General features: G+C 63.6%; 12 protein-coding genes. 5 read left to right on the forward strand and 7 right to left on the reverse strand.

The window, feature by feature from the left end; genetic code table 11:
- The first annotated feature begins 58 nt into the window (after positions 1–58).
- From RYH70_RS14385 to RYH70_RS14400, 4 genes are all read left to right on the forward strand, one after another.
- Positions 59–1,429, forward strand: coding sequence for a DEAD/DEAH box helicase (locus tag RYH70_RS14385; protein WP_026949704.1), 1,371 nt, complete (start codon positions 59–61; stop codon positions 1,427–1,429).
- 183 nt (positions 1,430–1,612) lie between these two features.
- Complete coding sequence (locus tag RYH70_RS14390; RefSeq protein ID WP_022995689.1) at positions 1,613–2,353, forward strand: SDR family oxidoreductase; 741 nt, start codon at positions 1,613–1,615, stop codon at positions 2,351–2,353.
- Between the two features lie 342 nt (positions 2,354–2,695).
- Positions 2,696–4,603, forward strand: a complete 1,908-nt coding sequence (locus RYH70_RS14395; RefSeq protein WP_317009322.1) for an AMP-binding protein — start codon at positions 2,696–2,698, stop codon at positions 4,601–4,603.
- A gap of 27 nt (positions 4,604–4,630) precedes the next feature.
- Positions 4,631–5,029 (forward strand): rhodanese-like domain-containing protein, encoded by a 399-nt coding sequence (locus RYH70_RS14400; protein WP_026949706.1) that lies wholly within the window; start codon positions 4,631–4,633, stop codon positions 5,027–5,029.
- Positions 5,030–5,038: 9 nt separating this feature from the next.
- Here the strand turns inward: RYH70_RS14400 and RYH70_RS14405 are convergent, their stop codons facing one another.
- The 7 genes from RYH70_RS14405 to RYH70_RS14435 form a co-directional block, all read right to left on the reverse strand.
- The gene (locus RYH70_RS14405) at positions 5,039–5,695 is read right to left on the reverse strand and encodes a TetR/AcrR family transcriptional regulator (protein ID WP_022995686.1); all 657 of its coding nucleotides are present in this window, start codon (positions 5,693–5,695) and stop codon (positions 5,039–5,041) included.
- 116 nt (positions 5,696–5,811) lie between these two features.
- A complete protein-coding gene (locus tag RYH70_RS14410) occupies positions 5,812–7,719 on the reverse strand; it encodes an extracellular catalytic domain type 1 short-chain-length polyhydroxyalkanoate depolymerase (protein ID WP_317009323.1) in 1,908 nt (635 codons plus the stop codon).
- Positions 7,720–8,062: 343 nt separating this feature from the next.
- On the reverse strand, positions 8,063–9,184 hold the full coding sequence (locus tag RYH70_RS14415; protein WP_022995684.1) for an App1 family protein: 1,122 nt from the start codon (positions 9,182–9,184) through the stop codon (positions 8,063–8,065).
- 51 nt (positions 9,185–9,235) lie between these two features.
- Positions 9,236–10,309 carry a succinylglutamate desuccinylase/aspartoacylase family protein gene (locus tag RYH70_RS14420; protein ID WP_022995683.1) on the reverse strand — a complete coding sequence of 358 codons (1,074 nt, stop codon included), beginning with the start codon at positions 10,307–10,309 and terminating at the stop codon, positions 9,236–9,238.
- A gap of 89 nt (positions 10,310–10,398) precedes the next feature.
- Complete coding sequence (rimK, locus tag RYH70_RS14425; RefSeq protein WP_022995682.1) at positions 10,399–11,307, reverse strand: 30S ribosomal protein S6--L-glutamate ligase; 909 nt, start codon at positions 11,305–11,307, stop codon at positions 10,399–10,401.
- A complete protein-coding gene (locus RYH70_RS14430; protein ID WP_022995681.1) occupies positions 11,304–11,738 on the reverse strand; it encodes an ATP-dependent zinc protease family protein in 435 nt (144 codons plus the stop codon). The genes rimK and RYH70_RS14430 overlap by 4 nt, the downstream gene beginning before the upstream one ends.
- 165 nt (positions 11,739–11,903) lie before the next feature.
- Entirely contained in the window at positions 11,904–13,127 is a 1,224-nt protein-coding gene (locus RYH70_RS14435) for an argininosuccinate synthase (RefSeq protein WP_022995761.1), read from the reverse strand.
- Between the two features lie 222 nt (positions 13,128–13,349).
- On the opposite strand from RYH70_RS14435, the gene rnt reads away from it, so the two are divergent.
- Positions 13,350–14,018, forward strand: a complete 669-nt coding sequence (gene rnt, locus RYH70_RS14440) for a ribonuclease T (protein ID WP_022995760.1) — start codon at positions 13,350–13,352, stop codon at positions 14,016–14,018.
- The last annotated feature ends 77 nt before the right edge of the window (positions 14,019–14,095 follow it).

The following is a 14,095-nucleotide window of genomic DNA, read 5'->3' on the forward strand; positions in this document are numbered from 1 at the left end:
AATCAGGTAACCTTCGCGCCTTTATTGCTTCCCTTCCTTAACTCCGAAGATACCCCCTATGGATTTCCAGTCCCTCGGATTGATCGATCCCCTTTTGCGTGCCGTGGCCGAACAGGGTTACGACCGTCCCTCGCCGATTCAGGCGCAAGCCATTCCCGCGGTGCTGGGTGGCAGTGATGTAATGGCCGCCGCCCAGACCGGCACCGGCAAGACCGCCGGTTTCACCCTGCCGTTGTTACAACGGCTGGAGCCGGGCAAGCCGGCCGCCAGCCGCCAGGTGCGCGCGCTGGTGCTGACCCCCACCCGTGAGCTGGCCGCCCAGGTCGGCGAAAGCGTGGCCGAATATGGCAAATATCTGCCGGCTCTGCGCTCCGCCGTGGTGTTCGGCGGCGTCAACATCAACCCGCAGATCAACCGTCTGCGCGGTGGTGTGGATGTGCTGGTGGCCACCCCCGGACGGTTGCTGGACCTGTATCAGCAAAAGGCGATGTCCTTCGATCAACTGGAGATTCTGGTACTGGATGAAGCGGACCGGATGCTCGACATGGGCTTCATCCACGACATCCGCAAGGTGCTGCGGCTGTTGCCGAAGCAGCGGCAAACGCTGATGTTCTCCGCCACCTTCTCCAATGAGATCCGGACGCTGGCGAAAACCCTGGTGCGCAGTCCCAAGGAAATCGACATCAGCCCGCGCAACAGCACCGCCGAACGGGTCCGTCAATGGGTGGTGACCGTGGACAAACGGCACAAGGCGGCACTGCTCACCCATCTTATCGGCGAGCAGCAATGGTTCCAGGTGCTGGTGTTCACCCGTACCAAACACGGTGCCAACCGCCTGGCCAAGCAATTGGAAAGCGCCGGCATCGAGGCCGTCGCGATCCATGGCAACAAGAGCCAGAACGCCCGCACCCGCGCGCTGGCCGGCTTCAAAAGCGGTGACGTGCGCGCCCTGGTGGCCACCGACATCGCCGCCCGAGGTCTGGACATCGACCAATTGCCGCAGGTGGTGAACTTCGACCTGCCCAACGTGGCCGAGGACTATGTACACCGGATCGGCCGCACCGGCCGCGCCGGCGCCGACGGCGAAGCAGTGTCCCTGGTCAGCGGCGAGGACCAGAAACTGCTCAAAGGCATCGAGCGGCTGATCAAACAGCCCATCGAACGCCGCCAGGTGACCAACTTCGAGCCGCCGGCGGTGGCCGATATCCCTGATGAGAGGGAACCGCGTTCCCGTCCCAATGGCTCCCGCTCCGGCTCTCGCTCTGGTCCCCGTTCCGACGGTGCCTCCCCCAACAAGAGCGGCCAGCGCCGCTCCGCGCCCCGCGGTGCCGACGGCAAGCCGGCGCCACGCCGGCGCCGCCGCGGTGGCGGTGGGGGCGGCGGTGGCCAGCGCAGCGGCAACGGCGGCAATCGCGCCAGCCGCGGCTGATCAAACCCACGCTCGCGGCACCTTGCCCCGCCGCGAGCGTTTCTCACTATCCCCTGTCCCGCCTCAATCCCCTTTCTGTTCGAAAATCATGAACAGAGATATCGGATTTCTCCTGATTATTCGCCCTGTACAGGGGTGTATGGTGTGCCGGTTTCCCGCATAAACCGATCAAGGAGAACCTGCATGCCCGCTTCTCACCAGAACGTCGCCATCGTCACCGGCGCCTCCCGCGGCATCGGTGCCGCCATTGCCGAACGTCTGGCCGCCGATGGCCATGCCGTGGTGATCAACTACGCCGCCAGTGCCGCGGCGGCGGAAGCCCTGGCGGCGAAAATCGAGCAGGCCGGCGGCACCGCGCTGCCGGTCAAGGCCGATGTCAGTGACCCGGAGGCGGTGGCGCGCCTGTTTGATGCCACCGAAACGGCGTTCGGTGGTGTCGACGTGCTGATCAACAACGCCGGCATCCTCAAGCTGGCGTCACTGGCCGAGGGTGATGACGAGCTGGTGGACAGCCAGATCGCCATCAATCTCAAGGGCACTCTGAATACGTTGCGTCAGGCGGCGCGGCGCCTGCGCGAGGGTGGCCGCATCGTCAATTTCTCCACCAGCGTGGTCGGCCTGAAGCTGGAAAACTACGGCGTTTACGCCGCCACCAAAGCGGCCGTGGAAACCCTGACCGGCATTCTCGCCAAGGAACTGCGCGGCCGTGACATCACCGTCAATGCGGTGGCCCCGGGCCCCACCGCCACCGATCTGTTCCTGGAAGGCAAATCGGAGGAACTGGTGGAACGGCTGGCGAAACTGAGCCCCATGGAACGGCTCGGCACACCGGAGGACATCGCCGGCACCGTGGCGTTCCTGGTGGGCGCCGATGGCGGCTGGGTCAACGGCCAGGTCCTGCGCGCCAATGGTGGCGTGATCTAGATCCGACACACTAGGCCATAATGGTCCGACGGTTGATTCGAAGCGGGCGGTTTCAGAGCGTGTAGAGAATCGGTGGTCAGAATTCCAGGACCGTGTTTGGCCAGGGAAGGCCAAACCCGAGCCCACATGGACGTGCTTGTAGCGTGTCCTGGAATTCTGACCGCCGATTCTCCCCGGCAAGAGCCCCCTGCTCCGCCACCATTCTGATTTCATCTTTCCAGGGCTGGCTCGAAACCGACCATCGTCTACTGGCATCCCGACAGCTCCGGTGCTTGGATAACAGCACGGCGTGCCGACGTCGCCTCCGCGCGCCACAAAACAACAAACGGCAAGGAATCGGAAATGAGCTATCGGAATGCCTTTCAGCAGGCCCGCCAACAACCGGAAGCCTTCTGGGCCGAACAGGCCCGCAACGTGGCCTGGTACCAGCCGCCCACGCGCATCCTTGAAACCCTGGACGACGGCACTCACCGCTGGTTCGGCGATGGCCGCCTGAACACCTGTTACCTGGCTCTGGACCACCAAGTGGAACAGGGCCGGGGCGAGCAGGATGCGCTGATCTTTGATTCCCCGGTCACCGGCGTGCGCCAGCGTTTCACCTACAACCAACTGTTGGCGCGGGTGGCGGAGCTGGCCGGTGCGCTCACCCGTCTCGGAGTCGGCGCCGGCGATGGCGTGGTGATCTATATGCCAATGGTGCCGGAAGCGGCCATGGCCATGCTCGCCTGCGCCCGCATTGGCGCGGTGCATTCGGTGGTGTTCGGCGGTTTCGCCGCCAACGAGCTGGCGGTGCGTATCGACGACGCCAGGCCCAAGGTGATCCTGACCGCCTCCTGCGGCATCGAGATCGATCGTGTGATTCCCTACACACCGCTGGTTCATGGCGCTCTGCGGCAGTGCCAGCATCGCGTCGATCAAGTCCTGGTGCTGCAACGCGAAACGGCAAGGGCGGAACTGCGGCAATACGGGTTTCTCGACTGGCGGGCCACCGTCGATGGCAGCGATCCGGTACCGCCCACACCGCTCAACGCCAACCACCCGCTCTATATCATGTACACCTCCGGCACCACCGGTAAGCCCAAGGGTATCGTCCGCGACCACGGTGGCCATGCTGTCGCTCTGCTGTACGCCTTGCGCAGCATCTACGGCATGGAAGCCGGGGAAATCTGGTGGGGCTGCTCCGACGTGGGCTGGGTGGTGGGCCACTCGTTCATCGTCTACGCGCCGCTGCTGGGCGGCTGCACCACGGTAATGTTCGAAGGAAAACCGGTGAAAACACCGGACGCCGGCGCCTACTGGCGTCTGGTGGAAGAGTACGGCATCAATGGTCTGTTCGCCGCGCCCACCGCGTTCCGCGCCATGCGCAAGGAAGATCCCGAAGGCCGATTGTTCCAGCGCTATCGGATCGACACGCTCAAACATCTGTTCGTCGCCGGTGAGAAGCTGGATACCCCCACTTACCAATGGCTCAGTGATCTCACCGGGCGGCCGGTGTACGACCACTGGTGGCAGACCGAGACCGGCTGGCCGGTGACCGCCCCCTGCGCCGGCCTCGGCGAACGGGAAGTGCGCAATGGCTCCACCAATCGGGCGGTACCCGGCTATCTGGTGGAAGTGCTCGGCGAGGACGGCCAGTCGCTGCCGCCCAACCAGGAAGGAGACATCGTGTTGCGCCTGCCGTTGCCGCCGGGTTGCGCGCAAACGCTTTGGAACGATCATCCGCGCTATCTGGAAAGCTACTTGCGCGCCTATCCCGGCTACTACCACACTGGCGATGGCGGTTACCTGGACGAAGACGGTTTCGTGCACATCATGGGCCGCACCGACGACGTCATCAACGTGGCCGGTCACCGGCTTTCCACTGGCATCATGGAGGAACACATCGCCACCCATTCGGCGGTGGCGGAATCGGCGGTGGTGGGCCGCCACGATGAATTGCGCGGGGAGGTGCCGCTGGGTCTGGTGGTGCTCAAGGACGGCGTCGCGCAATCGCCGCAACAGGTGGAACAGGAGCTGATCGCCCTGATCCGCGACCAGGTGGGCGCCGTGGCCTGCTTCCGCCGTGCGCTGATCGTGCCACGGCTGCCGAAAACCCGTTCCGGCAAGACCTTGCGCGCCGCTTTGCGTAAGATGGTCAATGGCAAGGATTTTCCCCTGCCGCCCACCATCGACGACCCGGCCATTCTCGACGAGATCAGCGATGTGCTGATCCGCGAGGGCGAAGTCGCGCGACCCGGGCAGGTTCTATGATCCGCACCAAGCCATGATCGGGAGAGAATGATGACAACACTGACCCTGAGCAGTGACGAACTGGTACGGCGGGCCAAGGCCCGCATCGAATCCCTGACGGCGGAGGACGCGGTCGCCCTGCTTGACGATCCCGGCACCCGCTTCGTCGATCTGCGCGACGTGCGCGAGCTGCAACGCGAAGGCACCGTGCCCGGCGCCCTGCACTGCCCGCGCGGCATGCTGGAGTTCTGGGTCGACCCGGATTCCCCCTATCACAAGGACGCGTTCGCCACCGGCCAGCGTTTCGTCCTGTTCTGCGCCCTGGGTCACCGTTCCGCCCTGGCCACCCAGCAGTTGGTGGAGATGGGCTTTGGCCCGGTGTGTGACATCGAAGGAGGTTTCAAAGCCTGGCGCGAAGCCGGCGGCGCGGTGGATAAGAAGGACTGAATCCGGCGCTCATTTCAGCGGGCCGCACACCCGCTCGAATCCCGCCACCACGAACGGGATCATGCGGTCATAGGCGGTCTGGAAGTCGTCGGAGCGGCACAGGCCGCCGGACATGACGTTGATACGGCCGGTGTTGGCGAACGTCAGTGACATGGCGCCGGACATGAAGTGGTAGCACCAGTACAGATCGGCGCGCTCCGCCCTTGGCAGGGCCGCCGCCAGCGCCTCCACGAACGCCTCCATGGGGCCGTCGAAATGGCGGCTCATCAGTACCGGCCCCCATACCGGCGAGGTGTTCACGTAGGCCAGCAGCGCGCAATAGTTCCGCCACCCCTGGTCCTCGCTTTCCTGAGCCATTTCCAACGGGCGCAGATAGGCCTCGATAATCCTTTCCAGCGGTATCGGATCGCATTCGGCGCGGGCCGAAGCCAGCGCCGCCAGGCGGTCCTCGTTGAGAATACGCGCCCGGCGCTGAAAGACGGTATCGAACAGCTTCTGCTTGGCGCCAAAGTAATAGCCGATAAGGGCCAGATCCACATCGGCTTCGCGGGCCACCGCCCGTAACGTGACGGCATCATAGCCGTGGTAGGCGAACAGACGCTCGGCGGCGTCCAGAATCAAGGTGTCGCGATTGCCCCCGCCATCGCGGGAACGGGGGCGGCCCACGGCTTTCTTCCTGGCCGGGGATTTCGCGGACTTGGGGGGCTTGGTCGTCATGGACGGATAGTACGCAAGCCCCCCGGGTTCAACAACCGCCGGTGTTTCCCGGCTTCGACCTCACTTCAGGGACACGCCCCCAGCCGCCAGGCATTACCGCCATCCTCACTGTACAACGCGGTCATGCCCCAGGTGGAGCCGGCCATCGGTTCATCACTACCCTGGGCGAAGTAGTCCGGCGCATAGTAATTGCCGGTGCTGTAAGCCCGCCCCGCCACCTTGTGGTAGTAGTTGTAAGTGGACTGGGACTGGCACTCGTCGCCCGGCTGCGGCTCCGGGTCACCGCCACCGCCGGATCCGGAACAAGCCTGTACCGGTCCCGCGCAGCTGGCATCGTCATCCTGCCACTGGCATTGGCCACTGACCGTTGCTTCGCTCAGCTTGAACGCCTCCGCGCCGTATTCCAGATAGCAATCGGCGTAATTGGTGTAGTCCAGCCGTCCGGCGCTGATGTGCTGATCCAGGGTCGCCACCTGGCCGGCGTCGATAACGAAGTCGATCTGATCGCTGCTGCTCAGCCCGCCTTCGTCCTCGGCGGTCACCGTGGCGCTCTGGGCGCCGCCCGGCAAGTCACAGGCCCGGGCGCTGTAGCGTACGCCATCGACCTCCGCTGCCCGGGCACCGCTGGCGAAGGCCACCGTCACGCTGGCCAGATCCTGATTATCGTCCACCACCTGGCCACTGATCGTGGCGCATTGCCCGTCCACGCTCACCGCGATGTCACTGAGCACCGGCGCGCTGGGCGGTGGTTCCGGCCCTACCCGCACGGTCCGGATAGCCGGTTCGCTTTCACCACCGTCGTCATCGGCGGCGGTCACCGCCACGGTATACAGGCCGTCCGCCAGCGGATCGCTGGTGGCCTGGAAATAGCCGTCATTGTCGGTGGTGGCGGAAAGGGTGCCGCCGCCGCCATTCACCCCCTCAATGACGATGAGTACGTCACTGACCGTGCCATCCTCGTCACTGGCCTGCCCGCTGACCTGGATCCGGTCCGTGCTGACGGTGACTTCCAGTTGGGCCAGGGTTGGCACCCGGTTACGGTCGATCCGCGCATTGTGCCCGGCGAAGAAACCACCGAGATAACGGGCGTAATTGATGCTGGCGCCGCTGACATAGCTGCCGGAGGCGCCTTGACCGCCGGACCAGGAGTGGTCCAGGCCGTGAAACCAGAGCATGGAGACGCGGCCATCCTGCCACAGGAATTCCTCCGCGCTGCCGCCGTCGGCGCTGACCACGGTGCTGCCAGCAATTTCGCTGACACCGTACAGCCCCGCCATGCCTTCCGCGTTTTGCCGGTTGTAGCAGGTGTCCACGGTGGTATCGGCGTCACCATGGGCGATCGAAGCGATCTGAGTGTCGAAGGCGCTTTGATAACCGCCACCGAGATTGCGGCAGCGGCTTTCCACGTCCGCCTGCTCACACACACCAATGGCGCCGCTGGAACTGGTGCCGACACTGGGGCCGGCGCTGACCCCGACCCCGGCGAACACATCCGGCGCCAGACAGGCGGTGGTATTGGCGAAGCTGGCGCCGGACGACAAACCGGCAATGTAAACCTGGTTCGGATCAATGCCGCGAGCGGCATCGCCGGACAGGGTATTGGCCAGGTTGATCAGGTTCTTGTAGTCACCGGCGGAACGGGATTTGCTGCCCTGCCAGTAGGACCAGCAACTGAAACCCGCCTTGTTCATGGCATCCGGTACCGCCACCACCATGCCGTACTCTTCCGCGGCCGCTTCCAGATTGGCGGTTTTATAGGCATCGATGGACTGGGTACAGCCGTGCAGCACGATCAGCAGCGCCTTGCCGTTGCCCACTGGCGAGTCGCTGTCCGGGGTATAAAGATGCACCTTGTTGAAGCCGCCCAGCGGCAGATTGTTCTGCCAGGCGCCGGCGCTGGCCAGCGCCGGGGCGGCGGCGGCCGTCAAGCTCAGGAACGCGATCATCAGGGACCGCATGGGTCTACTCGTCATTGTTGTTCTCCTGATTGTCGTTGTTGTTTTTCGGTGGTGTTTGCGGACCGGCGCGCAACACAATGCCCGGCCGCTTTATTCATCATCCGATGAATAAAAACTCATCAAGCGTTGAATATTTGCGCGAAGGAGTCAAGACCACGGTGGGAGCGATCAGCCACTGCGTCCTGGCAGCGCTATATCGGCAAGTGCTGAAGGGATGACTACAAGGCCGCTGTGGGAGCTAGCCTGCTGGCGAATTGGCTTCGGAGTCAGGGTATTCGCTTGCAGCGGCCCGCCGCCCGGACAAGCTCCCACAGCGGCTTCGTAGTCCAATCTGTGGGACAGTCGCGGTTCCGTCGGCCTAGTCCTGTTGCCGGCGCTGACTGTCGGCACGGACTTCTTGCAGGCCGGCGTCGCTGATCAGCCCCAGACGATGGGCGTGGCTGGCCATCTCCAGGCTGTTGCGAGCCAGAATCATTTCACAGCCCTGGGCCGATACCTGACGCGCCAGCCGGTGAATCTCACGGTCCCGGGACGGACTCTGATGGACATGGCGAATGTAGATCGCTTTCACCCGCCCCGGATGCTCGGCGACGATCTGTGCGTACACTTCCGGATCGCGCTGGCCGCTGTCACCGATCAGCACGAACGGCAGTTGCTGATACAACGCCATCATGCGCCGGATCAGCAGCGCCTTGTGATCCTTGGCGCGGCGCGGCCAGGGCCGCTGCAGCGTCAGCCCCCATTCACGCAGGAACAAAATCGGGCCATGGGGAATGCGATTGAGGTGAAAGAATTCCGACAGCATTTCATAGATGGTCCAGGGCGCCCGGGACACATACAGCATGGGCCGGCGCCGCTCACCATCGAGGCCCTGAAACAAAGCGCGGTACAAAGCGGAGACGCCGGGGAAGGCGGTGCGATGACGGGCCTTTTCCACGAACAACCGGTACAACATCCACAGCTTGTTGGCGACGCCGGTGAACATCACGGTATCGTCGATATCGCTGACCACCGCCAGATCCACATCCGCGGGCGGAATGTACACTTTCGCGTCCGCGTTGGCCGGCTCGTCATTGTCCCGCTCCGGCAACAGCGTCAGCCGCACGGTCTGCCAGGACGATTCGGCGGGCAGCGTGTCCTGAATCGGCAGACGCACGGTGAAGTAGCCGTCGCCGTCGGTTTTCACTTCCTCCCGGGAGCCCAGAGCACGCACTCGCACCCGGGCTCCACGGATACCCCAGCGCACCGTGCGCCGCCCCACGTTGACCAGATCGTTGAGCGGCCCCTCCGCCAGGTCCAGCCCCAGGCCTGGCTGGCGAAATACACGACCGATGAGAAACAGCTCCTGGCGCGACCCATAACCCCGGTAGCATTGAATTACCCGCTCACCCCGCCCCTCGGCGCGGCGCACCGGGCGGGCAAGAAAACGCAGCAGGTTCCGCAGCCCCCGGTACAAAGTCCGGGGTGAAGGCACAGGCATGGTGTCTCCCAATCACGATCAGTGGGACAAAGAATAGCGAAAGCGGCAACGCTAAACGATGGGCGGCTCCCCCGCCAGGGTCGGGCCGTGTTCGATATCGGAGGTAAACACCTCCAGATTCTGCGCCACTTCCTGCACCTCATCGAAGCGGGCGATGTGATAAAGCGCCTCGCCCTCGTTCACCAATGGCAGATTGTTGCGGCCCACCAGAATGCCGGCACAGGGAGAATGAATCGACACATCCTCGCCGCCGAACGGGCTGGAAATGCGGCCGATCAGTTGGCCTTTCTTCAGCCAGGCGCCGAGCGCCACCAGCGGCAGGAACACACCGTCCCGATCCGCGCGAACCCAACTGGAGGAGCGGGCGATATGAGGTTCCAGCGGCGCCCGGGTCTTGCGCGGGCCGGTCATGCCCAGATGGTGCATGACATTGAGCACGCCCCGCACCCCGGCGCGGATACAGCCTTCCTCGAAACGCAACGCCTCGCCGGCTTCGTAGGTGATCACCGGGATGCCCTGAGCCTCCGCCACTTCCCGCAGAGTGCCCTCACCCAGCACCGAGTTGATCACTACTGGCACACCGAACGCGCTGGCCATCTCGGCGGTGGCGTGATTGGACAGGTCGGCGCGGATCTGCGGCAAATTGGCGCGATGGATGGCGCCGGTATGCAGATCCACCGCGTGGGTGGCGCGATCCAGCACCTGGGTCTTGAACTGCCAGGCCATGCGGGCTCCCAGGCTGCCGGTCTCCGAACCGGGAAAACAGCGATTGAGGTCCCGGCGGTCGGGCAAATAACGGGTTTTGTGAATGAACCCGAACACATTGACCACCGGCACCGCCAGCAAGGTGCCATTAAGACGGCGCAAGGAGGAATGGCGCAGCAGACGGCGGATGATTTCCACGCCGTTGAGTTCATCACCGTGAATGGCCGCGCTCACCATCAGCACCGGCCCGGGGTGACGGCCGTGAATGACATGGATCGGCACGTTCAACGGCGTCTGTGTGTAAAGCTGCGCCAGCGGCAACTCCACCTTGGCGCGAGTCCCCGGCGCCACGGTGATACCGTTCAACTGAAACGGCGCCGCTTTTGGTTCTTTAGGGTTTTTGGGGTTGCTGTTTTTCATCAATTACCCGCACCGGATCAGCCAGTGGTCTTCGCCCTTGGTTTTTGCCTTTCGCTGTTCACTATTCACTATTAACTGTTAACTCTCTTTCATCCCTTCGCCCCCTTGGTCTGGGTGCGGAAAGGCCGCGCATCCTTTTCCAGGAAGCGGATCACCATGCCCGCCACATCCTTGCCGGTGGCCGATTCAATCCCTTCCAGGCCCGGCGAGGAGTTCACTTCCATCACCAGCGGGCCATGATTGGAACGCAGGATGTCCACGCCGGCCACGTTCAATCCCATGATGCGGGCGGCACGAACCGCGGTGGCCCGTTCTTCCGGGGTAATGCGGATCAGGCTGGCGGTGCCGCCACGGTGGAGATTGGAACGGAACTCGCCGGCCTTAGCCTGCCGTTTCATCGCCGCGATCACCTTGCCACCAACCACGAAACAGCGAATATCGGCACCGCCGGCTTCCTTGATGTACTCCTGCACCATCACCGAAACGTTCAGCCCCATGAAGGCCTCGATCACCGATTCCGCCGCCTTCACCGTCTCCGCCAGCACCACGCCGATCCCTTGGGTGCCTTCCAGCATTTTTATCACCAACGGCGCGCCGCCGACCATGCTGATCAGGTCGGGAATATCATCCGGAGAGTGGGCAAACCCGGTCACCGGCAGCCCCACGCCCTTGCGTGACAACAACTGCAGGGAGCGCAGCTTGTCCCGGGAGCGGGAAATGGCCACCGATTCGTTCACCGGGAACACGCCCATCATCTCGAACTGGCGCAGCACCGCGGTACCGTACTGGGTGATGGAGGCACCGATCCGGGGGATCACGGCGTCAAAGCCTTCCAGCACTTCACCTTTGAAATGAATCTCCGGCTTGTGCGAGACCATGCTCATATAACAGCGCAGCGTATCGATGACGTGCATCTCATGACCGGCTTGCCTGCCCGCCTCCAACAGACGGTGCGTGGAATACAAATGCTTGTTACGGGAAAGAATGGCGATTTTCATGGCTGACGCTCATTACCACCGAGTAAGAAAGAAGACCGGGGATCCACCATGATGCGCTTCATGGCGGTGCGTCCCAGCAACATGCGAAATTTCATCGTGTCACGATCCGTGAGGGTCACCTCGATCGGCCACCGTTGCCCACCCATCACCACCTCGGTGACGATCACCGGGCGCCGTTCACGGTGGCCGCCGGAATCCGATACCACCCTGTACTCCAACACCGGCGCTTCGCACTCGCGAACATCGTCGGAATGCTGGAACGGATGAATGAGAAAACGCACCCAATCAGCGCCATCGCGCTGAAAGTGCTCGACACTGAAGGCGTGCAGCGCCGAAGTGCGCGCGCCGGTGTCCACCTTGACCTTGATCGCCTGAATACCCAGCTGCGGCAGACTGGCCCACTCCCGCCAGCCAACGATGGATTTCTTCATCCTGAACCCTCACCACTTCTCTGCGCAGACTACACAGAAGCGCGCGCGACGTCTTCTCAAACGATCGCGGCCCGTGGGCCGCTCCTACAGTTGCTGGTCGATGCCAGTGTAGGAGCGGCCCACGGGCCGCGATCCGCTTTTTACAAGCCGTTGATGACGGCCCGGTTACGACAGTTTGCGACCGTTCTTGGCGGCGATGCGCAAACGCAGGGCATTGAGCTTGATGAAGCCCTCGGCGTCCTTCTGATTGTAAGCGCCGGCATCGTCCTCGAAGGTGGCGATGGAGGCGTCAAACAGGCTGTCGTTGTCGGAACGGCGGCCCACCACGGCCACGTGGCCCTTATACAGTTTGACCCGCACTTCCCCATTGACGTGTTCCTGGGTGGCGTCGATCAGCTTCTGCAGCGCCAGACGTTCCGGGCTCCACCAGTAGCCGTTGTAGAGCAGCTCGGCGTACTTGGGCATCACCGAATCCTTCAGATGCGCGGACTCACGGTCCAGGGTCAGGGATTCGATGGCGCGATGGGCCGGCAGCATGATGGTGCCGCCGGGGGTTTCGTAGCAGCCCCGGGACTTCATGCCAACATAGCGGTTTTCAACGATGTCGAGACGGCCAATGCCGTTGTCGCCGCCCAGCTTGTTCAGTTTGGTGAGCACCTCGGCGGGGCTCAGACGCTCGCCGTCAATGGCGACGATATCGCCCTTCTCGTAGGTCAGGGTAACGTAGGTGGGCTGATCCGGGGCGTTTTCCGGGCTCACGCTCCAGCGCCACATGTCTTCCTCGGCTTCCCACCACGGATCTTCCAGATTGCCGCCTTCATAGGAGATGTGCAGCAGGTTGGCGTCCATGGAGTACGGGGATTTCTTCTTCTTGCTGGTGAAATCCACCGGAATCTCGTGGTCCTCGCAGAAGGCCATCAGTTTCTCGCGGGAATTCAGTTCCCATTCCCGCCATGGCGCGATCACCTGGATGCCGGGCTTGAGCGCGTAGGCGCCCAGTTCGAAGCGAACCTGATCATTGCCCTTGCCGGTGGCACCATGGGATATGGCGTCGGCGCCGGTTTCCTCGGCGATTTCCACCAGACGTTTGGCGATCAGCGGGCGCGCGATGGAAGTGCCCAGCAGGTATTCGCCCTCATAGATGGTGTTGGCGCGGAACATCGGGAACACGTAGTCACGCACGAACTCCTCGCGCAGATCCTCGATGTAGATCTCCTTCACGCCCATGGCCTGGGCCTTGGCGCGGGCCGGCTCCACTTCCTCACCCTGGCCGATATCGGCGGTAAAGGTCACCACCTCACACTGGTAGGTTTCCTGCAACCATTTGACGATCACCGAAGTATCCAGGCCACCGGAATAGGCCAATACCACTTTCTTGATGCCGGACATGCAAAGCTCCACACGATGGACGCGCACCGCCGGCCTGGCCGGACGATGGCAGTGAACGAAAGACCGCATATTGTACCCGCCACCGTCCGTCGCCGTCACCTGTCCCCGGAAGCCACGTCCCGCCGCGCCGTTTTGTGTAGAATGCCCCTTCAGCCCTGGGCCGGCGGCCTTGTGCGGGGATATCTGGCCCCGTAGCATGGGCACGCTTTGTACGGAGACCCCATGAGCGAGAAACACCCTTCCCTTGCCTTGCGCTTCCGGGGCTTTTTGCCCGTCGTGGTGGACGTGGAGACCGGCGGCTTCGACGCGCGCCACGACGCCCTGCTGGAAATCGCGGCGGTGCTGCTGGAAATGGACGCCAGTGGCTACCTGCGTCCGGCCACCCGCATCCACTTCCACGTGGACCCGTTTCCTGGCGCCAATATCGAGCAGGCGGCGCTGGATTTCACCGGCATCGACCCGAGCAATCCGTTGCGCGGCGCGGTGGCCGAGGACATCGCGCTGACCGGAATCTTCGACCCGGTACGCAAGGCGGTGAAGCAGAACGGCTGTAATCGGGCGGTGCTGGTGGGGCACAACAGTTTCTTCGACCAGGGGTTCCTCAACGCCGCTTCCGAGCGTAACGACGTCAAACGCAACCCGTTCCACCCGTTTTCCAGCTTCGATACCGCCGCCCTGGCCGGTCTGGTCTATGGCCAGACGGTGCTGGCCAAGGCCTGCGAAGCCGCCGGCATCCGCTTCAGCCAGCGCGAGGCACATTCGGCCCTGTACGACGCCACCCGCACCGCCGAGCTGTTCTGTTCCATGGTCAATCGCTTCCGCGATCTGGGCGGCTGGCCGCCGCCACCGCCCGCCAAGATGCCGCCGACCCTGGCGCGGGAACTGGACTGAGGGGGACCGCGTCCGGAAAAGGTCGCGGCCCTCGGGCCGCCCCCGCAGCAGCCCCCTCGCTCGCAGGCAGGGGCCCC

Origin of the sequence: Alloalcanivorax xenomutans (assembly GCF_032810065.1) — a bacterium.
Classification (GTDB): Bacteria; Pseudomonadota; Gammaproteobacteria; order Pseudomonadales; family Alcanivoracaceae; genus Alloalcanivorax; species Alloalcanivorax xenomutans.

What these genes read in the sequence shown, in the direction of transcription:
- RYH70_RS14415 (WP_022995684.1), bottom strand. Translation starts at nt 9,184, where the DNA reads ATGCCTGTGCCTTCACCCCGGACTTTGTACCGGGGGCTGCGGAACCTG.
- RYH70_RS14385 (WP_026949704.1), top strand. Translation starts at nt 59, where the DNA reads ATGGATTTCCAGTCCCTCGGATTGATCGATCCCCTTTTGCGTGCCGTG.
- RYH70_RS14435 (WP_022995761.1), bottom strand. Translation starts at nt 13,127, where the DNA reads ATGTCCGGCATCAAGAAAGTGGTATTGGCCTATTCCGGTGGCCTGGAT.
- RYH70_RS14420 (WP_022995683.1), bottom strand. Translation starts at nt 10,309, where the DNA reads ATGAAAAACAGCAACCCCAAAAACCCTAAAGAACCAAAAGCGGCGCCG.
- RYH70_RS14410 (WP_317009323.1), bottom strand. Translation starts at nt 7,719, where the DNA reads ATGACGAGTAGACCCATGCGGTCCCTGATGATCGCGTTCCTGAGCTTG.
- RYH70_RS14430 (WP_022995681.1), bottom strand. Translation starts at nt 11,738, where the DNA reads ATGAAGAAATCCATCGTTGGCTGGCGGGAGTGGGCCAGTCTGCCGCAG.
- rnt (WP_022995760.1), top strand. Translation starts at nt 13,350, where the DNA reads ATGAGCGAGAAACACCCTTCCCTTGCCTTGCGCTTCCGGGGCTTTTTG.
- RYH70_RS14390 (WP_022995689.1), top strand. Translation starts at nt 1,613, where the DNA reads ATGCCCGCTTCTCACCAGAACGTCGCCATCGTCACCGGCGCCTCCCGC.
- RYH70_RS14400 (WP_026949706.1), top strand. Translation starts at nt 4,631, where the DNA reads ATGATGACAACACTGACCCTGAGCAGTGACGAACTGGTACGGCGGGCC.
- rimK (WP_022995682.1), bottom strand. Translation starts at nt 11,307, where the DNA reads ATGAAAATCGCCATTCTTTCCCGTAACAAGCATTTGTATTCCACGCAC.
- RYH70_RS14395 (WP_317009322.1), top strand. Translation starts at nt 2,696, where the DNA reads ATGAGCTATCGGAATGCCTTTCAGCAGGCCCGCCAACAACCGGAAGCC.